At 45.9% G+C, this 24,345-nt stretch carries 22 protein-coding genes; all 22 read right to left on the reverse strand.

The annotated features are described in order from the left end of the window. The coding region (gene spoIVA / locus VN379_RS18890; protein WP_325536678.1) for a stage IV sporulation protein A at positions 1 to 1,471 on the reverse strand (1,471 nt) is incomplete at its 3' end. A gap of 150 nt (positions 1,472 to 1,621) precedes the next feature. Next, positions 1,622 to 2,650: an NAD(P)H-dependent glycerol-3-phosphate dehydrogenase gene (locus VN379_RS18895; RefSeq protein ID WP_325536680.1), complete on the reverse strand. Its 1,029-nt coding sequence runs from the start codon at positions 2,648 to 2,650 to the stop codon at positions 1,622 to 1,624. Positions 2,651 to 2,660: 10 nt separating this feature from the next. Then, positions 2,661 to 3,281, reverse strand: a complete 621-nt coding sequence (plsY, locus tag VN379_RS18900) for a glycerol-3-phosphate 1-O-acyltransferase PlsY (RefSeq protein ID WP_325536682.1) — start codon at positions 3,279 to 3,281, stop codon at positions 2,661 to 2,663. A 20-nt stretch (positions 3,282 to 3,301) separates the two neighbouring features. After that, positions 3,302 to 4,627, reverse strand: a complete 1,326-nt coding sequence (gene der, locus VN379_RS18905; RefSeq protein WP_325536684.1) for a ribosome biogenesis GTPase Der — start codon at positions 4,625 to 4,627, stop codon at positions 3,302 to 3,304. A 21-nt stretch (positions 4,628 to 4,648) separates the two neighbouring features. Then, on the reverse strand, positions 4,649 to 5,182 hold the full coding sequence (locus tag VN379_RS18910) for a cob(I)yrinic acid a,c-diamide adenosyltransferase (protein ID WP_325536685.1): 534 nt from the start codon (positions 5,180 to 5,182) through the stop codon (positions 4,649 to 4,651). Positions 5,183 to 5,209: 27 nt separating this feature from the next. Next, entirely contained in the window at positions 5,210 to 6,517 is a 1,308-nt protein-coding gene (locus VN379_RS18915; protein WP_325536686.1) for a DUF512 domain-containing protein, read from the reverse strand. A gap of 113 nt (positions 6,518 to 6,630) precedes the next feature. Further along, complete coding sequence (spoIIP, locus tag VN379_RS18920; RefSeq protein WP_325536687.1) at positions 6,631 to 7,836, reverse strand: stage II sporulation protein P; 1,206 nt, start codon at positions 7,834 to 7,836, stop codon at positions 6,631 to 6,633. Beyond that, the gene (locus VN379_RS18925) at positions 7,826 to 8,593 is read right to left on the reverse strand and encodes a DUF1614 domain-containing protein (protein ID WP_325536688.1); all 768 of its coding nucleotides are present in this window, start codon (positions 8,591 to 8,593) and stop codon (positions 7,826 to 7,828) included. The genes spoIIP and VN379_RS18925 overlap by 11 nt, the downstream gene beginning before the upstream one ends. 101 nt (positions 8,594 to 8,694) lie before the next feature. Then, the gene (fni, locus tag VN379_RS18930) at positions 8,695 to 9,762 is read right to left on the reverse strand and encodes a type 2 isopentenyl-diphosphate Delta-isomerase (protein ID WP_325536689.1); all 1,068 of its coding nucleotides are present in this window, start codon (positions 9,760 to 9,762) and stop codon (positions 8,695 to 8,697) included. 8 nt (positions 9,763 to 9,770) lie between these two features. Further along, positions 9,771 to 11,732, reverse strand: coding sequence for a bifunctional 4-hydroxy-3-methylbut-2-enyl diphosphate reductase/30S ribosomal protein S1 (locus VN379_RS18935; protein WP_325536690.1), 1,962 nt, complete (start codon positions 11,730 to 11,732; stop codon positions 9,771 to 9,773). Between the two features lie 153 nt (positions 11,733 to 11,885). Next, positions 11,886 to 13,742, reverse strand: a complete 1,857-nt coding sequence (locus VN379_RS18940; protein ID WP_325536694.1) for a carbon starvation protein A — start codon at positions 13,740 to 13,742, stop codon at positions 11,886 to 11,888. 207 nt (positions 13,743 to 13,949) lie between these two features. Further along, positions 13,950 to 14,714 (reverse strand): LytTR family DNA-binding domain-containing protein, encoded by a 765-nt coding sequence (locus VN379_RS18945; RefSeq protein WP_325536696.1) that lies wholly within the window; start codon positions 14,712 to 14,714, stop codon positions 13,950 to 13,952. Then, entirely contained in the window at positions 14,707 to 16,431 is a 1,725-nt protein-coding gene (locus VN379_RS18950) for a sensor histidine kinase (RefSeq protein WP_325536698.1), read from the reverse strand. The genes VN379_RS18945 and VN379_RS18950 overlap by 8 nt, the downstream gene beginning before the upstream one ends. Before the next feature lie 16 nt (positions 16,432 to 16,447). After that, positions 16,448 to 17,059, reverse strand: a complete 612-nt coding sequence (locus VN379_RS18955) for a lysophospholipid acyltransferase family protein (protein WP_325536700.1) — start codon at positions 17,057 to 17,059, stop codon at positions 16,448 to 16,450. Further along, on the reverse strand, positions 17,052 to 17,726 hold the full coding sequence (gene cmk / locus VN379_RS18960) for a (d)CMP kinase (protein ID WP_325536702.1): 675 nt from the start codon (positions 17,724 to 17,726) through the stop codon (positions 17,052 to 17,054). The genes VN379_RS18955 and cmk overlap by 8 nt, the downstream gene beginning before the upstream one ends. A 12-nt stretch (positions 17,727 to 17,738) precedes the next feature. Further along, on the reverse strand, positions 17,739 to 19,037 hold the full coding sequence (gene aroA / locus VN379_RS18965) for a 3-phosphoshikimate 1-carboxyvinyltransferase (RefSeq protein WP_325536704.1): 1,299 nt from the start codon (positions 19,035 to 19,037) through the stop codon (positions 17,739 to 17,741). 36 nt (positions 19,038 to 19,073) lie between these two features. Further along, positions 19,074 to 20,084: a 3-deoxy-7-phosphoheptulonate synthase gene (gene aroF / locus VN379_RS18970; protein ID WP_325536706.1), complete on the reverse strand. Its 1,011-nt coding sequence runs from the start codon at positions 20,082 to 20,084 to the stop codon at positions 19,074 to 19,076. 127 nt (positions 20,085 to 20,211) lie between these two features. Beyond that, the gene (locus VN379_RS18975) at positions 20,212 to 20,769 is read right to left on the reverse strand and encodes a hypothetical protein (protein WP_325536708.1); all 558 of its coding nucleotides are present in this window, start codon (positions 20,767 to 20,769) and stop codon (positions 20,212 to 20,214) included. Between the two features lie 28 nt (positions 20,770 to 20,797). Continuing rightward, the gene (locus tag VN379_RS18980) at positions 20,798 to 22,039 is read right to left on the reverse strand and encodes an NAD(P)/FAD-dependent oxidoreductase (RefSeq protein ID WP_325536710.1); all 1,242 of its coding nucleotides are present in this window, start codon (positions 22,037 to 22,039) and stop codon (positions 20,798 to 20,800) included. Positions 22,040 to 22,115: 76 nt separating this feature from the next. Then, entirely contained in the window at positions 22,116 to 22,850 is a 735-nt protein-coding gene (locus VN379_RS18985) for a pseudouridine synthase (protein WP_325536716.1), read from the reverse strand. 24 nt (positions 22,851 to 22,874) lie between these two features. Beyond that, entirely contained in the window at positions 22,875 to 23,858 is a 984-nt protein-coding gene (locus VN379_RS18990; protein ID WP_325536712.1) for a hypothetical protein, read from the reverse strand. A gap of 12 nt (positions 23,859 to 23,870) precedes the next feature. Continuing rightward, positions 23,871 to 24,098: a hypothetical protein gene (locus tag VN379_RS18995; RefSeq protein ID WP_325536714.1), complete on the reverse strand. Its 228-nt coding sequence runs from the start codon at positions 24,096 to 24,098 to the stop codon at positions 23,871 to 23,873. Positions 24,099 to 24,345: the final 247 nt, after the last annotated feature.

Consider the following 24,345-nt stretch of genomic DNA (forward strand, 5'->3'; position numbering starts at 1 on the left):
TGATACATATTAGTCCGCCACTGCCTTCGTTAACGATTTTTTGGAGTGTATCTTTTAGTTTCATTTGTGCATTCTCAGGCATACTTGTTAGTTTGTTTTGAATACCTTCGCGGACAAGTTCATTTAATGATTTACCAAACAGATTCGTTCGCCAGATTTTTTCCGGTTCTCCCTCAAATTCACGCATCAGATATTGAATCAATTCCTCGCTTTGTTTTTCAGTACCAATAATCGGCGAGATTTCGGCTTGGACATCGGTTCGGATAATATGTAATGAGGGAGCTGAGGCCTTAAGTTTTACGCCAAATCGGTTGCCAGTACGAATGATTTCCGGTTCTTCGAGAATCATTTCGTCAAGTTGCGGGGCGACAATGCCATAGCCGGTTTGTTCGACGTCTTCAAGGGCAGACGCGATTTTATCATATTGTCGTTTAGCAACAGATAAATCCTTCATTAGCCGTAAGAGATGATGCTCGCCGTCAATGGTAAAACCGGTGAGTTCTTCAAGTACACTGTAAAAGAGGTCACCCCGGGCCGTCATCTCGATAACGGCAATACCGCTGCCAAGGTCCATGTCATGCAGGATAACGTCAGCAACAAAGTCATACCCTGACAAATCGTCAATTGCCCGGTCAATATCCCGCAGGCGACGAATATATTGAACAACATCGTTAACTGCGCCTTCAAATTTTTGACGCAGCCAGTGGATTTTATCCAGCTCTTCTACCCACTTCGGCAGTGTAATATTAACTTCTTTAACCGGGAATTCGTAAAGTACCTCTTGCAAAATACCATAGATATCGTCATGGGAAAGCTGAGCGCAGTCAACTGGAATTACCGGAACATCATATTCCCCTTCCAGTTTAGCAACAAGTTCCCGTGTGTCCTTGGAATTAGGTTTACCGGTATTTAAAATTACCAGGAATGGTTTTTGCAACTCTTTGAGTTCACGGATAACCCGTTCTTCGGCTGGGATATATTTATCCCGGGCCAGGTCAGTCACGGTGCCATCAGTAGTGATCACTAGACCAATGGTTGAATGTTCGGCAATGACTTTGCGTGTACCGACTTCGGCTGCTTCCTGAAACGGGATTTCATTCTCGAACCAGGGCGTGAGTACCATGCGGGGACCAGATTCTTCTTCATAGCCCAGTGCACCCTCAACTGTATAGCCGACACAGTCGACGACCCGTACCCTTACATTAACATTGTCTTTAACATTGATTTCAACAGCTTCATTGGGAATGAACTTAGGTTCGGTTGTCATGATGGTCTTACCGCCGGCACTTTGCGGCAGCTCATCTTTGGCGCGTTCTTTGTCATACGGGTCAGCGATGTTGGGTAATACCATTGTCTCCATAAAACGCTTGATAAACGTCGATTTACCAGTGCGGACTGGGCCGACTACACCAATATAGATATCTCCACCAGTACGTTCGGCGATATCTCTAAACAGGTCGAACTTTTCCATCTGGCGTCTCCCTCCCTGATTACGGTAGTTGTCATTATAAATATATGACAGGCCACTCCAAATATTACAAAATAAAAAAAAGTATGGTAACTTAAAAGTAACTCATACATTACTTTATTAGCCACCATACTTTTTTATGCCAAGTTTTATTCAGTTCCAATGTAAATGGTTAAGTGCAACTTCTTCAACCTCATGTGTCCGGCTGCGGGTCATGAGTTCAAGGACCGCGTCTTTGGGAGGTTTGCTTTGGTACAGTACCTGGTGGATCTGCTCTGTTATCGGCATATCTACCTCATATTGGGCAGCTAATTGGTGTGCTGCCATCGTAGCCCGGATGCCTTCCACCACCATCGATGTTTCGGACTGGAGTTGGTCGACCGTTTTACCTGAGGCCAGCAGGATACCGGCTCGCCGGTTGCGGCTGTGCACACTGGTACAGGTGGCAATCAGATCGCCGATACCGGCTAACCCTGCAAAAGTTAGCGGATTGGCCCCCATCGCCATCCCTAGCCGGGCAATTTCAGCGAGTCCACGTGTCATGAGGGCAGATTTGGCGTTGTCACCAAACCCTAATCCATCAGCAATTCCTGCACCAAGTGCAATAATGTTTTTAAGAGCTCCGGCTAATTCAACCCCAATAATATCGGGGTTGGTATAAACACGGAAATAGGGCAGCATAAATGTATCCTGTACATACTCAGCTACTTTTCGTGACTGGGCGGCAGCCACCGTGGCTGCCGGCTGATGTAAAGCTACCTCTTCAGCATGATTGGGACCAGATAGTACTGCTATCTGGCCGGCGACTACCGGCAGCTCCTCAGCAATAATTTCGGACATACGTTTAACACTGGCTAGTTCCAAGCCTTTAGCCGCACTAACGATGACACTCTCGGCGCGGATATATGGAACCAGTTTCGCTGCTGTTTGGCGTATGGCATGAGACGGGGTTGCCAGTACGATTAAAGATGCACCGCCTGCAGCCTCGCCTAAACTAGCGGTTATGGCAACAGAACGTGGCAATTTGCAGCCAGGCAAATAGGTTGCATTCTCGCGGGTTGCCTCTATTTGGCCGGACAACTCAGGTGACCGCACCCAAAGTGCAACTGACTGGTGTTTTTGACCCAAAATGGCGGCCAGGGCTGTGCCCCAGCTGCCGGCGCCAATGACTGCTATTTTCATTGATGAACTGTCACTTCTCTTTCGTGGGACCAGACTCAGGTTGGCCACCGGCTTTAATTTTTGGTTCTGCCCCTTTTAAGAGGCGCTCAATGTTCGGGCGATGTCTCACGATGACAAACAAGGCGGCCAATATGCCAAAATAGAAGAATTCCTGTCTGGCGTGGAGCAGCCACATAGTAATTGGTACCAGAGCGGCGGCTACAATAGACGCTAGCGAAACATACCTTGTAAAGTAAACAATAATTGCCCATACAAAAAAAACTATGAACGTTACCATTGGCGCAATCATGGCAATAACACCGAGCCCTGTGGCTACGCCGCGCCCGCCTTTAAACACAAGGAAGACTGACCAGTTATGACCTGCAATGGCGCCAATGCCGCCAGTCAATTCGGCCAGCGCTGTCCCACCAATATAGTGGCCTAAAAGTACCCCGGCCACGCCTTTCAGGGCATCTGTAAAAAACACCCAAAAGGCTGGCCAGGGGCCTAATGTCCTATATGCGTTTGTTGCACCAATGTTTTTACTGCCAAATTGTCTTAAATCAACCTCATAAAACTTCTGACCGATAATCAATCCATTCGGAATTGAACCAATCAGGTAGCTGGTGATAATAACCAGCACATACTCCATTCTCCCACTCCCTCAATCAGTTATTCATCTTTTTCTTTACGTCCGCGAACAACCAGTTTGAGTGGAGTTCCTTCGAAACCAAAAGATTCTCTTAATCTGTTTTCCAGAAAGCGCAAGTAAGAAAAATGCATGATCTCAGGATCATTGACGAAGAAAATAAAGGTAGGCGGTTTGACATCAGGCTGGGTAGTAAAGTAGATTTTGAGACGTCGTCCTCGTTCTGAAGGCGGTGGATTGATTGCTGTCGCGTCTTCAATAACCTGGTTAAGTACACTTGTTGCTACTCGCATGGCATGTTGGTCAGCCACATATTTGACAAGCTCGGTTATCCGGTTAACGCGCTGTTTAGTAAGTGCTGATGTAAACAATACCGGTGAGTACTGCATAAAGCCTAACTCTGATCGAATGGTTTCGGTAAATTTAAGTGAGGTTTTACCGTCTTTGTCAATAAGGTCCCATTTATTAACTACAATAATGCTGGCCTTACCTGCCTCATGGGCGTAACCGGCAATTTTTTTGTCTTGTTCTGTGACACCCTCTTCAGCGTTAATAACCATGAGGACAACATCACAGCGGTCAACAGCCCTAAGGGAGCGGATGACACTATAGCGCTCAACCGGCATGTCAACCTTAGCTTTGCGGCGCATGCCAGCCGTATCAATCATCACATAGGACTGTCCGTCTTTAGTAAAATGTGTGTCAATAGCGTCCCGGGTAGTTCCGGGAATGTCGCTGACAATGACCCGTTCCTCTCCAATAATGGAATTAACCAGGGAAGATTTGCCAACATTAGGGCGGCCGATCACAGCCACCTTAATCTGATCACTCTCTTCTGGCTCAACATGTTCTTCCGGCAGTTTTTCTATCACCCTGTCAAGCATGTCACCAATATTAAGCGCATTTGTGGCGGAAATGGCAATCGGATCACCTAAACCCAGATTATAAAACTCGTAAATATCAGCTTCGTTTTTCATGTTGTCAACTTTATTTACCACTAGCAATACAGGCTTTCTGGTGTTGCGTAAAATAACGGCTACCTCGTTGTCGGCTGAGGTCAGGCCGGTTTTACCATCTACAATAAACATGATGGCATCAGCCTCATCAATGGCCAGTTTGGCCTGATTGCGCATAGCTGTAAGGAGTTTATCAGTTGATTCAAATTCGATACCGCCAGTATCAATCATCGTGAAATTACGGCCCAGCCATTCGGCATCCATATAGATGCGGTCACGGGTAACGCCCGGAATATCTTCAACAATAGATAACCGGTTTCTGCCTATATAATTGAATATGGTTGATTTGCCGACATTAGGCCGGCCAACAATTGCAACAATTGGTTTACTCATCGAATACCACCTTGTATATTTCTAAAAATCTATGCCCTGTCGGGCCGGGATTCCAATAGTAGCTGGGTGTTTAATATCCTGCATCTCGGTTACCAGATGGGCGATGGCTGTTATTTCAGCCGGAGCATATCTGCCTGTCAGAATAACCTCTGTACTGTTTTTCTTGGCCTGCAAGAAGGCAGCCACAATGGAAGCATCCAGTAATTTTGCCGCCATAGCAACATTAATCTCATCTAGAATAACGATGTCATACTGCCCTGACAATATGACCGACTTGGCCAACTCCCAGCCTTCTTCAGCCAGTTTATAGTCAATATTCTCAGGGTTGGTCAAGTCGACGAATGCTTCGCGACCTACTTGAATGAGCTTGAAATTAGGAAGTTTGCGGGCAGTTTTTACCTCGCCGTAGTCATCATTTTTTTTCATAAACTGAATCATGCACACGTTGAATCCATGGCCGTAAGCGCGAAAAGCCAGACCTAAGCTAGCAGTAGTTTTTCCCTTACCGTTACCAGTATATACTTGGATTAAACCAAGGTTATTCTGCTTACCCATAGTTAGACCTCCTCACGTTTTTTATCCCTACCGCCATGCAGCCAGAAGTTCTTTTAAATCCTGGGCAAAGTAGGCGGTACGTACCGGTACACCCAGCTTATCGGCAATTGTCTCTGGTGTGGTGTTATCAAGGAAAACCTGTTCGCCTTTTCTAAGGGCCACCCCTGGCACAATAATACCGGTGCGCGGGCCGGGAATCTGTTGTAAAGTTTCAGTAATGTCACCACCGGTTAAGAGACCGGTAACTGTTACATCACAGCCAAAAAAACTGTTTTCTACCGAAACGACCCGCACGTTAAGATTCGGGAAAGATAGCTGGGCTAAGAGCGGTGTTAGAATTTTCTCTGCTGACACGCCACAGATAACATCGATATAATGCGGCTCTGTATAACCGGGGTCAGCGACTGACTGCTCCTCCCACTCAGAGAGGAAAGTACGAACAATACCAACTCCATTTTCCAGTTGGGGAAACCCGTCGTAGCATTCATAACTGGGAATTTCCTGATCTGCGGCCAGATAAAACTCATCAGCCAGATACACAAAGGATTCCTGGTTTTCCTTACGGCATTTTTCCTGCCATTTATGAACAATTTTAATGACCTGATTGGCCGCTTCACTGGAAAATGTTGTTAAGGGATGGCAGTTGTCACGGTAACGGGTAAGCCCGACAGGAACGATGGCCAGCGACAAAACTGACGGATATATAGCATATAAATCACTAATCGTTTTTTCCAGTTCTACTCCATCGTTAAAGCCTGGGCATAAGACAACCTGGGTATGAAGATCAATACCTTTATCTACCAGTTCATTAAGTTGCTCCATAATCTTGCCGGCTGGCTTACCGCCCAACATTTTCTCCCTGAGGCTGCCATTGGTAGTATGTACCGATACATAAAGCGGTGATAAGTGCAGCCTGGCTATACGGCTGAGATCCCGCGGTCCCAGATTAGATAGTGTGACGAAATTGCCGTACAGAAAGGACAGGCGATAATCATCATCTTTAATATACAAACTGTCACGCATTCCAGATGGCATCTGATCAACAAAACAAAAGATGCATCTGTTGGCACACTGCCGCACCTTATCAAATACTGCGCTTTCAAACTCCAGCCCCAGATCCTCATCATATTCTTTTTCTAGCGCAATCAGTTCTTGTTCGCCCGAAGTTCGCTCAATCAGCAATTCAATCTCTTCCTCTGCCAACGCAAAGCTGAGGTCAATAATATCTTGAACAGCCTCCCCGTTGACCCCAAGCAGGCGGTCTCCGGGCATAAGGCCTATTTCAGCGCCGATACTGTCAGGTTTAACATTTGAGATGATCCCTTTATAAGTCAAAGTATTCCCCCCTTCCTTTAATATTCCGTTAGTAGCTATATTTTCCTGCAATGCATTTTATTAATCGATAAATAAATAGAAAAAAGGCAGGATATAAACCTGCCTGATGAGCATTACTTGTTATCGTCCTGTTTCTCAGACTGATCAGAATCTGTTTGGGTATTCTGTCGTTTTTTGGCCTTAGGACCAAGGAAGTTAGTAAACTCAGTGGAAGCGAAATTCTTAAGTTTTGCGCCGGCTTCTTTGATACTGCCGGTACTTAGGAATAAGAAAGCCGCAATACCGGCAATCAATAGTCCCAGAATCCACCCCATAGATTTGGTCGCTCCAGAGGCACCGCCGGCTGCCGAACCAAGTCCGGTATTGCCATCAGCCCCGGTTGCCCCTGCCGCATTAGGTCCTGTGGGGGCGCTGGACTTGCCCAAAATGGTTGGCACAACATCAGAGAATAGCGCAATTCCTCTCTCGGCTGACTCGCGATCATTGGTGTGGGCACCTACCTCAAGCAGCATCGAACGTGGGTGCAAATCCTGGTTATAGTCCCCGCCTTTTGCAAAAAAAATTCCTTTTACCAACCCAGGATGTTGTTTGTCAGAAGCTGCCTTTATTTGGAGGGCATAGTCCTCAATCTGTTTACCTGTCGGTCCGTATTTTCCAACAACAAGCTGAATTTTACTCACATCTTGCCCGTCAATGTTGGTTTTATATACCTGCGGCGGCACAGCATCACGATGAATATCAAAAACAGCATCAGGTTGCTCTTTCTTTATCAAGTCAAGGGCTGTCCGGCGAGAGCGCTCATAAGCCATATCATCATGCGGATCATGTTTTGCCTGCGAATGAACTACTGTGACTCCCTTTTTCTCTAACGAAGAGGTAAAAGCATCGCCAACCTTATAGATGCCACCGGAACCCATGATACTCTCTTTGCCATCAGTAGGAACATAGGATTCGTCAGAGTGGGTATGGTAGACAGCTACTTTACCGCCACCCTCGGCTTGGGCAATCGATGGTTGAAGAAAGGCTGTCAGGCGGCCTAACATGCTCTTATTGTCATTATAATACACTGACAAATTGACCTCACCGGTAAATTTAGCATGTGCAATATTTCCTTCAACCCGAATAACTTCATAACGGCGGTTATTCTCGGTTAGTACCTCATCGCCGGGCCGCATTTTCCACCCGGTCATGTAGACTTGGTTGCCCCCCTCATCGACAACTGTTGAATAATCTCCATCCTTACCTTCGTCAGCATAACATAGTGTATTTGCTGCAATAAATAGCAGTGCCAGTAGCAGCGCCAGTACCCTATTTTTCACTGCCTTCACCTCCGTTGTCAGAGGTTTTATCACTAGATCCTGTTTGTTTGGAATTTTGCTGCTCAGCTTTTTGTTTTTCGTTTGGATGCAGCTCTTTACTAAACTCATATAATCCTTCAGGGCGATTGGGCCCTAATACCGGCCCTCCTTGAAGCTTTTCTCTTGTTTCACCAACCAGTTCGGCGATCATTACAGCTACTATACCGGCGATGATGGTAACATCAAAAGCTCCAGCCCCGCCAATCGCTGTAGTACCCGGAATACCTAACCCCGAGAGGGTGATAATATGGACGATATCGCTTAGGACAATGCCCAGTACCCCGCCAATGAAGGCGCTACGACGGGAACGGCCGGCAAGGTAGGCAATAAGACCTGCCGATAATCCATAGATGAGCTTGGGATCAAGAAACATGTTTTCGGGTTCATATGGTAAATAACGTGAGCCCAGTGATACTGCTCCAGCCACAAGTATTGAGGCAACTATGGCCCGGACTCTCTCAGCGGTTTCATCAGCTTTGTAAATCAAGTAAATGCAGAGCAAGATAGGCAACACTGCGCCGCCGACATTGATTGTAATTTGCATAGGGGAACTCATAATGGGAATGTCGATAAAACTGCCGACAACAATACCGGCAATAAACAGTAACGCTTGTTTATCAGTCATCCGCATGCGGTCCAAAATTCGATGGGCTAATCCAAAGTACACCAGCACGCTGACAACTAAAAGTAAAATCATTCCGAGTGGCATATTCATCATTGTTGTTTCACCTCATAGCCTTGTAATGTTGACGTATCCATCCTAGTTTGCGCTATTCCCAGCTTATTAATGCAAAAAGCATGGCCATTGGCCATGCTTTTTTACCCTATTTTTTTACGTGTCGCTAATTTTACAGTATTAATGCCCCTTGCAGATAACCATTCCCGGCTAAAACCGGTAATAATAATAGGGGATGACCGTAAATCATGGATATTGTGTGCGCCTACCAGAAGCATAAAGCGCTTTATATCTAGAATAAAATTCTCATACCAGTGGACAGCGCCATCAAGATCTTTATCTCTGAGTGTTTTTAGGATAGGACCGGCAATCCCGGCAGCTGCACCGCCGATAGATAAGGACTTAACAACATCCAGTGGGGTTCGTACGCCGCCTGAAACGACCACATCAACGGCTGACTCAATTACCGACACTGCTTCTACTGCCGCAATGGCAGTAGGAATACCCCAGGCTAGCAGCTCAGCATCCAGTTTTAGTTGTCCGCGGGCTGCTTCAATGGCCAGAAAGTTAGTACCACCTGTGCCGCCAACATCAATGGCTTTTACCCCAATATTAACAAGCGCTTTAGCTTGTTCGCGACCAATGCCGCAACCTACTTCTTTGACGATAACCGGAACGTCAACTTTTTCGACAATTGCTTCAATGTGTGACAAATAGCCGCAGAAGTCACGGTCACCCTCACTCATGATAATTTCTTGTCCGGCATTAAGGTGAATCTGAATTGCCTGGGCCCCAATCATCTCAACGGCATAACGGGCAGCATCAGGGACAGCGTGGGCACCTAAATTGGCAAATATTACACCATTAGGATTAGTCTTTCGTACAATTTTATACGATTCTGCAGCAGATTTGTCTTCGATGGCGGCGTATTGTGAACCTACGGCTATCGCAGTACCTGTTTGCCGGGCAAATTCCGCCAGCTCGCGGTTAACAGCTGTGACATCGGCTGCGCCGCCGGTGATTGCATTAATGATAACAGGCTGTGGCAGGGGTATACCGGCTACGGCCGTACTTACGTCAATATCCCGCCACGCCAAGTCCGGCAAGCAATTATGTATCAAGTGAAAATCAGTAAATCCGGCAGCCGCCGGACCATCCTCTAGAAGCAAGGAGTACTTTAAGTGTTCCAGTTTACGTGACTGCCGTGTCATGTGACTTGCTAGTCCTCCCGTTTAAATAGATGACCAAATTTATCACCAAGTGTGACTCCCGATGCCGGGGCCTGTGTCGTGAGATAATCGCTGAATTCAGCCCGCTCTTTATCTTGTTCAGCCTGGATCATGCTCAGCCCAACCCGTTTGTTCTCTCTATCAATACTGAGTATCTTAACCGCAACCTGTTGACCGGTGCTGACAATTTCTTCAGGATGGGCCACCCGGCGTTCAGCCATCTCCGAAATATGTACCAGCCCCTCAACACCTTTCTTTATTTCAACAAAGGCGCCAAACTTGGCAAGTTTGCTAACTGTTCCGCTAACGATTGCACCTACAGTCAGGGTTTCAACAGTTGAATACCAGGGATCTCGTTCTACATCTTTTAAACTAAGTGACAGTTTTTTAGCCTCAATGTCAATTTTGAGGATAACGACAGTAACCTCATCGCCAACGTTGACAACTTCTTGTGGTGTTTTGATCCGCTGCCAGGATAAGTCGGAAATATGTACAAGCCCATCAATACCGCCGATATCGACAAAAGCGCCAAAATTGGCCAGACGACTGACTTTCCCGGTAATTGTTTGGCCAACAGCTAGTTTTTCCAATAATTCCTTTTCCAGTATTTGTTTTTCCTGCACCAATACCAGCCTGCGTGAAAGTACAGCCTTTTGTTTATCCCTCTCGATTTCAATCGGGATAGCCTGAATAGTTTGTCCCACAAACGAGTCCAGGTTTTCCACAAATCTAAGATCAAGCTGCGAAGCCGGGATAAAGCCGCGAACACCCAATACGGCAGCAATCACACCACCTTTTACAATCCCGGTAATTTTGACATCGACCGGCTGTTGCGCAGTGAACGCCTGCTCAAGTTTATCCCAGGCAGTCAGCCTGTCAGCCTGTACTTTAGAAAGCTTGACCTGACCATCGGCACTGTCGGTGTCAAGCACTAATACCTCGATAACCTGCCCTATGCTTGCAGCATCCAAAGCCGTTTGCGGTGCCGGATATGCCAATTCAGCCAAAGGAATGATGCCTTCTGCCTTATAGCCAATATCAATAAACACCTCATCATGACGAACACCAACAATAGTTCCTTTTACAATACTGCCTATTTCCAATTTAACAACATCAGTCATATTCATTTCTTCCATCTTGCTATATACCTCCTCAATAACCCAATCGGGCGTCGATGCGCCGGCTGTTATCCCGGCAATATGTACACAGGTAAACCAATCAGGTTTAAGCTCACTGGCAGATTCAATATGATAAGCGGGTGTACCTGCATCGCGGCAGACACTGGCCAGTCGGGCCGTATTGGCGCTGTTCTTACCCCCAACTACAATCATGATATCAACCTTTTTTGCCAAATCGACAGCGGCCTGCTGCCTCAGATCGGTTGCCGTACAGATGGTGCGTTCAATCTTTAAATCTTCACATTTAGACTGCAGAATGGCAACAATAGCCGCAAATCCCTCGGCTGCAAATGTAGTCTGAGCCACTACCCCCAGCCGGGAATGAAAGGGAAGTGCCTCTGCTTCCTGGGGTGTTTCCACCACGTCGGCCTCGTGATTTGCCCAGGCCAGAATACTCTGAACCTCGGGATGGTGGCGCTCGCCAATGATGACTACCCGGTATCCAGTTGTGAAAAGTTTATACGCCGCCTGCTGAGCCTTTTTCACATGCGGACAGGTGGCATCCACCACATCCAGTTGTTTCTCCTCAGCCTGGCGGTACACTTCAGGGCCAACGCCATGAGAGCGGATAATGATCTTGCCTGCTGCTATCTCTTCCAGCCTGTCGGCAGTAGCAATGCCCTGATCTTTCAGATGACGTACCATTTGCGGGTTATGGATGATCGGCCCTAGTGTATGTACTGGACAATTTGCGTCAGCCGCTTTCAAGGCCAGGTCAATAGCTCGCTTTACACCATAGCAGAAGCCACGGTTTTCGGCAAGATAGATTTTCATAAGAGCCTCCTGCTGGGTAGTCTTTGGTATACTCACCTTATTTATTATAATACCTTTGCTCCTGTGTTTCAAATGTAAACCGCCGCTATTTAGCCTAAAAGCTGACATAGCGGCGGTTTTTTCTTGCGATTTTAGTTAATTAGTGAAATTTGATTAGCTTGGAATATTAGGCTTGGTGGTATTCACCGGGCAAGACAGGAATGAGACTTCGGTGTTCATGCCAACCGGTTTATCAGTTTTCAGCAGACTAATCCACTGCCTAATGGAATCCAGTAAGGTAATAATTACGAGAACAATCAGAATGATACTCACGGTGCCGTTCGTGTTGCCAAGGGCATCACCACGTTTGTAGAACATTTGAACGTTCATGATACCGGCAGTAATAACAGTAACTGCCAAGAAGCTTAGTGGGGCAAAGGTTACCCAGGCATACGATTTCTTTGGGGCAATCTTCAGAATAATGGTGGTGCCAATCGCCAGCGCAATAACGGATAAGAGCTGGTTAGCCACACCAAAAAGCGGCCAGATGCTGGCAACGTCTCCGCTATAAAGCAGATAGCCCCAGCAATAAGTAACCAGGAAGCTTGTGAAAAGAATGCCAGGCCACCAGTTTGTTTGTTTAAGCGGGGAATACAGGTAGGTTCCGAGAATATCCTGCAGGATATAACGGGCGACACGGGTACCGGCGTCAATCGTGGTAAGAATGAATAACGCCTCAAACATAATAGCGAATTGATACCAATAGCTCATGAGGTGCTGCATGCCACCGATGCTGGAGAAAATATGCGCCATACCAACTGCCAAAGATACCGCGCCGCCAGGTCGATGGGCAACATCCATTTGCACCAACCGCGATAATTCGTTTATTTCAACGGTAGGTATACCCAGTTTGGCAAATACCGCAGCCGGGCTGTTGATTGCAAAATAATCGCCAGGCATAAGCACAACCGCTGAGATAAGCGCCATTACAGCCACAAAACCTTCGGTAAGCATGCCGCCAAAAGCAATCATACGGGATTGGGACTCAAGTTCAATCATCTTAGGAGTGGTGCCTGAGCTAATGAGTGAATGGAAGCCTGAGATAGCGCCACAGGCAATAGTAATAAATACATACGGCCACCACGGACCGGGGATAATTGGCCCGCCACCATCCATAAAGCGAGTGGTCATCGGCATGTTGATATTAGGCTGTACGATGAGAATGCCCAAAGCCAGGGCTAATATAGTCCCAATTTTCATGTAGGAGCTAAGGTAATCACGTGGAGCTAAGAGCAGCCATACCGGCAGAACCGCAGCAAAGAAGCCATAAACCGGCAACGCTACCGACAGCTGTTGTTTGGTAAGATCAAAGATACCGGCTAAACCAGCCCAGGGTTGACCGGGGCTTAGCCAGTGACCGGTAACTACTGCCGCCATTACCATGATGAAACCGGCAATAGATCCGGAACGAATTGAACCAGGAGCAATCTTGAACATGTACAAACCAACAATAATAGCTATCGGAATGGTCATAAACAGGGTGTAGAGACCCCAGGGATTTTTAAATAAGGCATTTACCACAACAATAGCAAGACCGGCAAGTGCAACGATGATAATGAAGAACACGGCCAGTGATGTGGTTATACCAGTCAAGGGGCCAACCTCCCGCCTGGCAATAACGGCCAGTGACTGACCATTGTGACGGATCGAGGCAAAGAGGATAATAAAATCATGCACTGCACCGGCAAAAACAGAGCCCAATAGGATCCACATAAATCCAGGACCCCAGCCATACTGGGCTGCCAGCACCGGACCTACAAGCGGACCAGCACCGGCAATAGCAGCAAAATGGTGACCAAATAATACCCATTTATTTGTAGGAACAAATTCGCGCCCATCCTTACAACGGTACGCCGGCGTTATATTAGAATCGTTTAATGCCAGAACCTTTGCGGCAATGAATGCCGAATAATAGCGGTATGCTAAAATATAAACACATACAGAAATTATTAATAAACTGACTGAATTCATTAATAGTCCCCCTTTCAAAATATATGAATAATGAAAAGACCTTGACTACCTTCCCTCCTTTACTCAAAACTTTCTCTATACTTCAAATAATACAATATACACAAAAGTCTAAGCAATATGTAGCCTGTGAAATGACAAAAAACCAGGATGAAATACATTATCGTCCTGGTCAATAGCACAAATATGTTGACATAGTTACAAAAATATTTATAGGCCAAAGAGCTTCTTCAGCTTGGAAACTTGCTGCCGGCTAACAGGCACGTCTCTATCAAAACCCTCTAAAATCAGATTATATGTCCCATTAAACCAGGGTACCATCTCCCTGATCTTTTCAAGGTTAACAAGATAAGCCCGATGGGTACGGAAAAACAATCGTTCGTCCAGGCGGGACTGGAAATCCTGCAGCGACATATTAGAGTAATAACATTTATTCGCTAAATGTATAGATAGTTGTCCCTCTGTACAGCACACAGCAATAATGCTCTTAGTATCAACTACATAGGTTTTGCCGTTATACTCGATGGCGAGTTTTTGCAGGCTGTGAAGCATCACCCCGGCGTCACGCAGTTTTAGCGTTGCCGACATCGCTTCATTCAACAGGTTGCGGACTTTTCCGATACATTGGGAAACCCTTTTAGCGGAAAAAGGTTTTAATAGATAGTCTACGGCATTAAGTTCAAACGCTTTTACTGCAAATTCTTCATGAGCAGTAGCAAAAACCAGTAATGGTACGCTATTGCTTTTACTAATTTTTTCGGCTGTTTGAATACCATTTATTCCAGGCATTTCTATGTCAATAAAAATCAGATGAGGATTAAGAGTTACTAATGCTCTGCTGACTTCCTCGCCGCTGTGGAACTCGCCAATGATTTTGATATCATCAAATTGCTCTAATAAGTACCGTAATTCACTCCGGGATGGTTCTTCATCATCGACCACGATCACTCTTATTTGGCGTAATTGGTCAACCATTAACCATAACCTCCATACCAATAGGAATATGAAGTATTACTGTTGTTCCCTGTCCTTCTACACTATTAATAATAAGCGCGTGTTTAGGCCCGTATATTGCTTTGAGTCGTTCATTAACATTTGTTAAGCCAACTCCCGCCCCTTTGCCATAACCGTATTCTAAGATTTGTTTTTGAATACATTGTGGTATGCCCAACCCGGTATCACTTATAGAAATTTTAATTTGCTGACCACTTCTTTGAGCAGCGATTTCCACAGTACCGCCGTCAGTTTTTGATAAAAGCCCGTGCTTAACGGCATTTTCAACTAAGGGCTGAAGAATAAAGGTTGGGATCAATATATCCAGAGTGTCTGACGCAACATCCTGCTTGATTATTAACCTCTGGCCAAAGCGGGCCTGCTCCAGGGTAAGATAGGACTCAACCTGTTCGAGCTCTTCTTTGAGGGTTACAAAATCGCGGGCTGCCTTAAGACTGCGCCGGAAGAATTCACTTAGTTCAATCAACAAATTACGAGCGTTTTCCGGGTTGGTACGGCAGAACGAAACAATAGTATTTAGTGCATTAAACAAAAAGTGCGGGTTAATCTGGGCCCTGAGGGCTTTAAGTTCAGCTTTTGCTGCCAATTCAGCCTTATGTTGTAAGGCTGCCAGTTCAAGCTGAGTACTGAATACCTGGCCCAGGCCTTGGGCAAATTCAATATCTAGCGCTGTTAACGCTTCCTCACGGGCATAATAAATCTTCAACGTACCTACAAGCTCATCACGGCAGTATAGCGGTACTACTATTGCCGATTTAAGCGGGCATGCCGAAACGTTGCAGCCAATTTCCGCTTGAGTTTGAGCAACAGTAACCTGGCTTTGTGCCAAGCAGGATTTAGTGAGCTTTGTAAACACCTGCTTACCTTTAGCGTGGTGATCACTCCCCAGACCAACATGGGTCAAAGCTTGTTCAAGGTCAGTGAACGCGACTGCGGCAGCTGAAGTCATATTTAGGATAGTGAGAGCGACTTTCTCTGCCGATGCCGGATTGAGTCCCTGGCGGAAATACGGTAAAGTCGCATTTGCAATATTTAGTGCCTTATGTGTTTGCAAGGCCGCTATCTTAGTCTGATGTTCTCTGGCATTATGTATTATAATCATAAACACTGCTATACCAATTGCATTTGCCAACGACATTGGAACAGTGATACGGGTAACCAGCGAGAGGGCTGTAGTATAAGGTTTGGCAAACAGCAAAATAAACCCCATACTAAGCATAACGACCCCGACACCTGTGATGATGCCTGTAATCCATTCCGGGCTTTTTGGTTTTGTTCTCATATAGATATATCCGGCCAGTATACCACCAATCATAGTGGTAACACCACACTGCACAGCTGTAAAACCACCCAGATAAATGCGGTGCAGGCCACTAATCAGTCCGGTAGCCGTACCTACTAATGGACCGGCTAAGAGGCCGGCAACAATGGTGCCGGTATCACGAACATTAGCCAGGGCTCCTTCTATTGGTATACCAAAATAGGTACCGCCAATCGAAATTAATGAAAAAACAAAGATCAGCACCAGCTTTTCCTGGCCGGTAGTGTTTTCTTTAAATATCAGACGAAATGCCAGAGTATGTGATAGTACATAAGCAAAAACGGCGATTATGGCGATACGCTGCACTAAGATAATTGATAAATTACCGTCTAATATCTCAATTGTGCTATTGTCCATAACAATACCTACCCGTTTATTTTATTGCTCTGTTTTCTTTTTCTTCTGTAAGCAAACGGCCGATTTCTTCCATAACCTTGCCGCTCATAATGTCCAGGCTGTCTTTACCGGCATTGTCCCGGGTAAGGATCATCGGTTTACCAAATATTACTTTAAACTGAGGCAGTAGTTGACCGTCACGAAAGACTTTGTTAGTACCAATTATTGCGGCAGGTACAACCGGCACTCCGGCTTTTACACCCAACATAGCCAAGCCCGGCTCCGGTGCGCCTAATATACCGTTTTTGCTACGCGTGCCTTCAGGAAATAATCCCAGGACCGAGCCGTTTTCCAATAAGGTTAAAGCTGTACGGATTGCTGTTCTGTCAGCGATTCCACGCTTGACAGGGAAAGCCCCCAGCTTGGAAATCAGCCAACCAAAAAAACGGTTGGCGAACAGCTCTTCTTTAGCCATAAAATGAATCCGCCGGGGTATGGCGGCGCCAACAACCGGCGGATCCCAAAGACTTATATGGTTTGCCGCAATAATGACACCGCCAGTGACCGGAACATTCTCAGCGCCAATCACCTTCCAGCGGAAAAAAATCGAGAAAACAGCACCTAGTACTAAACATAATAATTTATACACAGGATTGTCTCTCCTTACAAAGCCCTAGTATCTTTTCAACAATAATGTCAATAGGTAATTCGGTAGTATCAATGAAAAAGGCATCCACTGCTGCAACTAAGGGGGCAATCTCCCGCTCGCAATCTGCTTTATCGCGGGCGGAAATTTCATTTTCCAATTCAGCTAAATCAATGGTATAGCCTTTGTCTGTTAGTTCCTGCCAGCGGCGTTTGGCGCGTTCGGTAATTGATGCAGTCAAGAATATCTTTATGTCAGCGTTGGGCAAAACATGTGTGCCAATATCTCTGCCGTCCATAACCACCCCGCCATCTACCGCCATATTACGCTGCAAGCGGAGCATTATCTCTCTTAGCGCCGGAACCTGGGCTACTTTCGACACAAGCCGGTTAACCTCAGGGGTACGGATAGCATCGGTAATATCCTGGCCATTGACTGCTACCTCTGTTTTACCGTTTACATATGTTAGCTTCATATCAAGATTGCAGGCCAATCTGGCGACAGTTTCATTATCAGGCTCAACACCCTCATTTAATACCTGCCAAGCTACAGCCCGATACATAGCCCCGGTATCAATATAGGTATAGCCCAATTGATGGGCAGCCAGTTTGGCTACTGTGCTTTTTCCTGCTCCTGCGGGTCCGTCAATTGCAATAATTAAGCGCTTCATAATGGCCTCCTATCAATCCTGCCTTAGCCCTGAAAAGACAGCGAAAAAATCGGGATACGAAATTTTCACGCAATCCGGTTCTGCAATTTCAACCCCTTGTGCTGCCATACCTGCAACTGCCAGTGCCATGGCCATACGGTGATCATGATGGGAATAGCAAGCGGCAAAGTTTAGCTGCTGTGGTCCCTCAATCACCAGGCCATCGGGAGTTTCGGTAATAGCTGCTCCCATTTTACCTAGTTCCAGGGTGACTGCCTTTAGTCGGTCAGTCTCCTTAACCCTAAGTTCCTCTGCCCCCTGCACCACTGTTTGTCCTTCAGCAAACAAGGCGGCTACAGCTAATACCGGAATTTCGTCAATCAGCCGGGGAATAATTTCGGCCCCAATGGTAATACCTTTTAGCTGGGATGAGCCCACACTAATATCAGCTACTGGTTCACGGCCACTCCACCGCTCATTAATGACAGTTATATCTGCCCCCATTTGTTTCAGGACATCAAGAATTCCGGTACGGGTCGGGTTTATACCAACGTTAACCAGGGTTAGACGGCTATTGGGAATAATGGATGCTGCTACCAGCCAAAAAGCAGCCGAACTGATGTCACCCGGGATATTAATTAACTCCGGAGCCGTAAGTTTTTGTACAGGCTCAAGGGTAATGGATGCGCCAGTGCGTGTGACTGGTACGCCGAAGGTTTCAAACATTCGCTCTGTATGGTCACGCGAAGGCAGGGGTTCTGTAATTATAGTGGGGCTGTCGGCATATAAGGCGGCCAGCAAAATAGCCGATTTTACCTGGGCACTAGCAACAGGCATATCATACTCGATCCCTGTAACCTGTTTTGCCGGGATTATGGCTAACGGAGCATACCGAGACTGCTCACGACCCATTAAAGTTAAGCCCATTTTGGTTAGGGGGGTTATCACACGGGCCATCGGCCGTTTCCTTAGTGAGGCATCACCTGTCAGGACGCTAAAAAAAGATTGAGCGCCTAATAGCCCTGTTAACAGTCTGATAGTAGTTCCCGAGTTGCCGGCATCCAGTACATCATCAGGCTCCCTCAAACCATAAAACCCTCTCCCGGCAATGGTTAATGCCCCCTCCTCATCCTGCTCTACAGTAACCCCCATCGCCCTCATACAGTTGATGGTTGACCAGCAGTCTGCTGCATGCAGAAAGTTTGTTACTTTTACCTGAGAGTCAGCAAGCCCGGCTAACATCACACTGCGATGTGATATTGACTTGTCCCCGGGAATATGAACTGTTCCTACCAACCCCGTAGTGGGGGTTATTGTAATGACTTCTCCCATAATCATCCCTCTTTGCCGATATATTTCTTTAAGTTCTTATAATGAACGTCCAAGAGCTGTGGTTAACGTATCCAGTTCAGACATAAGCTGGGCAAAGTTGCCTGGAGTCAACGATTGCGGTCCATCAGACAATGCCTCTTCCGGACAAGGATGTACCTCGATTAGAAGACCATCCGCGCCAGCGGCAACCGAAGCCTTCGCCATCGGGTTTACCCAGCGCCAGTTGCCTGTACCGTGGCTAGGATCGACGATAACAGGTAAATGGCTTAGATGCTTTATTACCGGAACCGCTGTCAAATCCAAGGTGTTTCGTGTGTAAGTCTCATAGGTGCGGATGCCTCGTTCACAAAGCACAACCTGATTATTACCACCTGACATTATATACTCAGCCGCCATCAGCCATTCTTCAATAGTAGCAGCCAGACCGCGTTTAAGTAAAACAGGCTTTTGAGCTGAGGCTACTTCCTTTAACAGCACGAAATTTTGCATATTACGGGTACCTATTTGCAGCATATCAACATGCTCCGCTATCAACTCTACTTTGCGCGGGTCGGTTACTTCAGAGACTATTGGCAGCCCTACTTCACGGCCAACAGCCTTGATAATTTCCAGTCCCTCCTTTTCCAGCCCTTGAAAGCTATAGGGGGAAGAGCGTGGTTTATAAGCCCCGCCCCTAAGCATAACTGCCCCGGCCGCTTTAACACCAACCCCCGTCTGATAAAGCTGGTTATAACTTTCAATGGCACATGGGCCGGCAATAACTGGAATGTTACTACCGCCAAAACAGGCATTACCTACTGTGACAACAGTATTTTTTTTCTGATACTCCCGGCTGGCTAATTTATAGGGTGTTTCGACAATAACAACCCTATCCACACCAGGCATTCTTTCATATAGTTCTGGCTGGCAGGCTGATAAGTCGCCATTCGCCGTAATAATGGTTTTATCTGAACTAGTTATCGAGTGCCCATCAAGTCCAAGTTGACAGAGTTTGTCCAGTACCCGGTTAATTTGATCAATAGTGGGCGCGTTCATCATTATAATCATAGCAGGCCTCCACGAATATCAAAAAATGTATTATTTATAATTCCCTGCCCAAAGAATTTTTCCTCTAATGTTAGCGTTTTGATGCTAACTTTTTGTAAATATTTCAAACTTAATTCCCAATGACAGCTCAACGTTTAAAAACAACCTTGCCTACCACAATCATATTACTCTTACTTTCAAGCATAATCCCGTCGACAGGGTTTATCATATCGCCATGATGGGTATCGATGATGAATTGGGCAGGAGTTTTTACATTGACAGCATCAATCTCAATATAATCGCCGTCATAGACTGTCAGCGCAACATTTCCTTTGCCAAAATCTCCTCCTGTTTCACCATTTACTGTAACAATCGCGGCATTACTTGCTGGTGGGTTAATCATCCGGATAGTTATACTTTGACTGGGTCTAAGGGTGCGAATTGACCTTGTTACAACCTTGTTCACGGCGTTCATTTCCTTATTTGGATTAGGCCAGGGGACATCGGACGCATACATGGTCGCTGGCGATGTTATTTGATCCCCTTCCAGCTTGTCAACCAGCGAAAGATACTTACGGGCATCGCCGCTTAAGAGGAGCGTCTGAACGGCTAAAAGCAGAACAACAGCAACTGTCGCCAGTCGTATCAGCAGTCGATCAACAGTAAAGAATTGTTTGCGGCGGAACTTATGCTTCCTATCTTCCATATCACACCCTCCCTATGCGTAGTTATGATTAGTCCTGAGCAGCATATTTACCGGCTACATAGCCGGAGGAAAAAGCTGCCTGAAGATTAAAACCGCCAGTATAACCATCAATGTCAATAACCTCACCGGCAAAAAACAGACCTGTTACCAGTTTTGATTCCATCGTGCGTGAGTTAAGCTCTTTTGTGCTTACCCCGCCAGCTGTTACTATTGCTTCAGCCACCGGTCTGGTTTGTGATATTGTAAAAGTAAGATGTTGTAGTACATCAAGTAGACGAAGGCGCTCTTCTTTGGTAATTTGATGTACAAATTTATCAGGATCAATAATAGCCAGGTCAATTACTACCGGTATTATCTTGGCTGGCAGCAGCTCATTAAGGGAGTTTTTCAGCTGTTTCCTGGCGAATTTAGTAAAGTCCCGTTGCAAACGCTTGTCCAGGGTTTCGCTAGACAGCGCCGGTTTGAGGTTAATCTCAATGGTCACCTCCTGATGGGGAGTCGCTGCAAATAGCTCGGAAACTTTTTTGCTTAATGACAGAATAATGGGGCCTGATAAACCATAATGCGTAAACAGCATTTCACCAAATTCCTCAGCAGCCTTTTTTCCGCCGCCCATAACTGTCGCCGTTACGTTTTTCAGTGACAGGCCTTGTAGCTCACCTATCCACTCTTCTTCAACCTCAACTGGCACCAGCGAGGGTTTAAGCGGCACTATGGTATGTCCTGCTGCCTGCGCCAGGCGGTAGCCGTCACCAGAAGACCCTGTACCTGGATAAGAGGCTCCACCTGTTGCGATAATGACAGCATCGGCGTGATATTCTCTATCGATTGTTGCTGCACCAGTAATAATGCCATTTTCAAAGAGTAGCTTTTTCACAGTTTGTCCTGTTTTTACATCAACATGTAATCGGGATAATTCCTTGGCAAATGTTCTAATTACATCTTTGGCCTGATCGCTGACTGGAAAAACGCGACCACCGCGCTCTACTTTGGTTGGCAAACCAGCATGCTCTAAGAAATCAACAATGTCTTGATTGGTGAATGCATTGAACGCACTATAGAGAAATGCACCATTTCCTGGCATATTCTTTACCAGTTCGTGAAGGTCACAGCTGTTGGTGATATTACAGCGACCTTTACCGGTTATCAGTATTTTTCGGCCAATATCTTTCATTTTCTCTAATACCGTCACTACGGCTCCGTGCTGGGCAGCGCTGATAGCGGCTAATATCCCGGCCGCACCACCACCGATAATGAGAACCTTCTTCATGTGGGTCACACTCACTTTCAAGTAGCTGTTGTAGTAAAAAAAACCCTTATTTATCTTTGAAATAAGGGTAAAAAACTTATCCGTTTTTTTTCTTACCAAGCCGTTTGAGTTCTTCAACCTCACTGGCAAGCAGTTGGCGGTACTGCCCGCGGTGAAGCCCCTCTAATGTTAAGAAGGCATATTGAATTCGTTTTAAATTTTTGACAGGGTAGCCAATCGTTTCGCACATGCGGCGAATCTGCCTGTTTTTTCCTTCGTAAATGACAATCTCTAATGTTGTTAATTGTTTTTCGCGGTCAATGTCCACAATATTAATTTTTGCCGGAGCGGTAACACCATCTTCCAGTTTAATACCAACCCGCAGCTTATCAAGTTTTTCTTCAGGCGGGAATCCCTCAACCTTAGCCAAATAAGTTTTGGCAATCTCATGACTAGGATGGGTTAAGGCGTGAGTCACATCACCGTCATTAGTCATAATCAATAATCCCTCAGTATTATAATCCAGTCTGCCAACAGGGTAAATTCGCTCGGGAATTTTGGCAACAATATCAGCTACTGTTTTGCGGCCCCGGGGATCTTCTAGTGTTGTTACTACCCCCTTGGGTTTATTAAGTAAAATGTAAACATACTTTTCAGCTTTTAGCGGTTTGCCATCAACAGCGACCCGGTCTTTCCGAGGCTCAATCTTAGTTCCAAGCTCGGTTACAACTTTACTATTGACAGTAACCCGCCCGGCTGTAATGAGTTCCTCAGCATCCCGCCGCGAAGCAATTCCAGCTTGAGCAATAACTTTCTGCAAACGTTCCAAAATTTGATTCCTACTTTCCTTACAATATTAGTCTTGGATAAATTGACCAAAATCAGTCTGCACCTTACAGGTGCGTACTCGGCTATTACTCTTGGTTAGCCGTTCACAACTGCCGCAAATACCTTCACCACAACACATTGTAGTGTTGTTGGTAGCAGCCATGGGTAAATTTACTCCGGAGGCTTGCATAGCGGCAATAATGCCGTAATGCTGGTCGTCAGGACCGGCACTCACGATTAGATCAGGCAGTCTATCCTTGTCAGCTAAGATTTCGGCTAGGGCATGCATACCAAACTGACGCATAGATGCTACTTCCTGTACCTGTACGCCAAGTGCGGCTAGTTCTTCGGCAATAAATACTTTGCCTATCTTACCTGGCGCTAAGATAGCCTTAACACTATTGCCCTTTTTAAGCAGCTTGTGAGTGATCGGTACAGCAGGCGGCTGACCCATACCCCCAGCTATCAATACTATTTTACCATTATCTACATTGTCAATCCAGGGCTGACCAAAAATACCGTTATAATATGGACCGCGTACCAGCACTTGTTTGTTGTCATCAGCAAGTAACCGCGAAGACTTAGGTCCGAGGGTTTCGATAACTACCTGGAGTTTATTCTCGGAAACCTTCATGACACCTACTGGAAAGTGATAAAAATGCTGGTCAGACGGCCGGCGCATAAAAATAAAAGCACCGCATTTGTCAAGTGACTGGGCAAGCTCAGGGAGCACTCCAAACTCTAATAGGTAGGTATGTTCAGCAATTTTTTGTTTGATGATAAATTCTGTGTCAGACTCTAACCGAACAGGTCTGTCAGCATCGCTGCCCCAGCTTTGTTTTTTCTGCTGCCACTGCTTTTCATATAGTATGCACACTCCGCTCCAGTTGCAATCACATACTGGTTCACCTTTTAAATGACTACAAAACGTACAATGGTTGGTCTGTGAGAGCAGGCATGGGCAGTAGGGTGAGTTGATGTCAATGCATTTTATGGATAGTTTGTTCCACATGTTCACCCCTCCTTATACCAGGCAGGTATTATAAATATCTGATAAATTGGCTTTAGTTACGCGATCATTAATTTCTCCTCGCTGAGCTGAGTACAATCCCAACTTTTTCATGCGTTCAAAATAGACAGAGCCGGAAAAAGTATACCTGAGTCTGATTCCTTCTTCAGTAGCCATTTGTTCATGAATAAAAGTAATGAAATCACCGGAAGCCAACTCAGCGGGTAATTCCAGATACTGCATATCCAGACAGCAGCGTACGGAATAGTGGACACATTGACATGCAAGTAGGTTTATTTTAATTTATATCACTCCAATTATTATCCATATACATCCAATCAAATTCTTATGCACGGTTATGAAAGAGTTAAAGCCCTGGCATATCGCCAGGGCTTCTCTTACGCACGTTTCCGTTTTAAATTGTTCTTGAGCAATCTTCACTTTGATTTAGCAGTACTAAAGTCTCATTGATTAATGAATACATTTTCTG

Source organism: Sporomusa sp., assembly GCF_035561255.1.
Taxonomy (GTDB): Bacteria; Bacillota; Negativicutes; order Sporomusales; family Sporomusaceae; genus Sporomusa.

Coding starts and splice junctions, on each gene's coding strand:
- der (WP_325536684.1), bottom strand. CDS start 4,627: ATGAGTAAACCAATTGTTGCAATTGTTGGCCGGCCTAATGTCGGCAAA.
- fni (WP_325536689.1), bottom strand. CDS start 9,762: ATGACACGGCAGTCACGTAAACTGGAACACTTAAAGTACTCCTTGCTT.
- VN379_RS18975 (WP_325536708.1), bottom strand. CDS start 20,769: ATGGAAGATAGGAAGCATAAGTTCCGCCGCAAACAATTCTTTACTGTT.
- aroA (WP_325536704.1), bottom strand. CDS start 19,037: ATGGGAGAAGTCATTACAATAACCCCCACTACGGGGTTGGTAGGAACA.
- VN379_RS18935 (WP_325536690.1), bottom strand. CDS start 11,732: ATGAAAATCTATCTTGCCGAAAACCGTGGCTTCTGCTATGGTGTAAAG.
- VN379_RS18925 (WP_325536688.1), bottom strand. CDS start 8,593: ATGATGAATATGCCACTCGGAATGATTTTACTTTTAGTTGTCAGCGTG.
- VN379_RS18990 (WP_325536712.1), bottom strand. CDS start 23,858: ATGTGGAACAAACTATCCATAAAATGCATTGACATCAACTCACCCTAC.
- VN379_RS18895 (WP_325536680.1), bottom strand. CDS start 2,650: ATGAAAATAGCAGTCATTGGCGCCGGCAGCTGGGGCACAGCCCTGGCC.
- cmk (WP_325536702.1), bottom strand. CDS start 17,726: ATGAAGCGCTTAATTATTGCAATTGACGGACCCGCAGGAGCAGGAAAA.
- VN379_RS18980 (WP_325536710.1), bottom strand. CDS start 22,039: ATGAAGAAGGTTCTCATTATCGGTGGTGGTGCGGCCGGGATATTAGCC.
- VN379_RS18910 (WP_325536685.1), bottom strand. CDS start 5,182: ATGGGTAAGCAGAATAACCTTGGTTTAATCCAAGTATATACTGGTAAC.
- VN379_RS18950 (WP_325536698.1), bottom strand. CDS start 16,431: ATGGACAATAGCACAATTGAGATATTAGACGGTAATTTATCAATTATC.
- plsY (WP_325536682.1), bottom strand. CDS start 3,281: ATGGAGTATGTGCTGGTTATTATCACCAGCTACCTGATTGGTTCAATT.
- VN379_RS18940 (WP_325536694.1), bottom strand. CDS start 13,742: ATGAATTCAGTCAGTTTATTAATAATTTCTGTATGTGTTTATATTTTA.
- VN379_RS18945 (WP_325536696.1), bottom strand. CDS start 14,714: ATGGTTGACCAATTACGCCAAATAAGAGTGATCGTGGTCGATGATGAA.
- aroF (WP_325536706.1), bottom strand. CDS start 20,084: ATGATTATAATGATGAACGCGCCCACTATTGATCAAATTAACCGGGTA.
- VN379_RS18995 (WP_325536714.1), bottom strand. CDS start 24,098: ATGCAGTATCTGGAATTACCCGCTGAGTTGGCTTCCGGTGATTTCATT.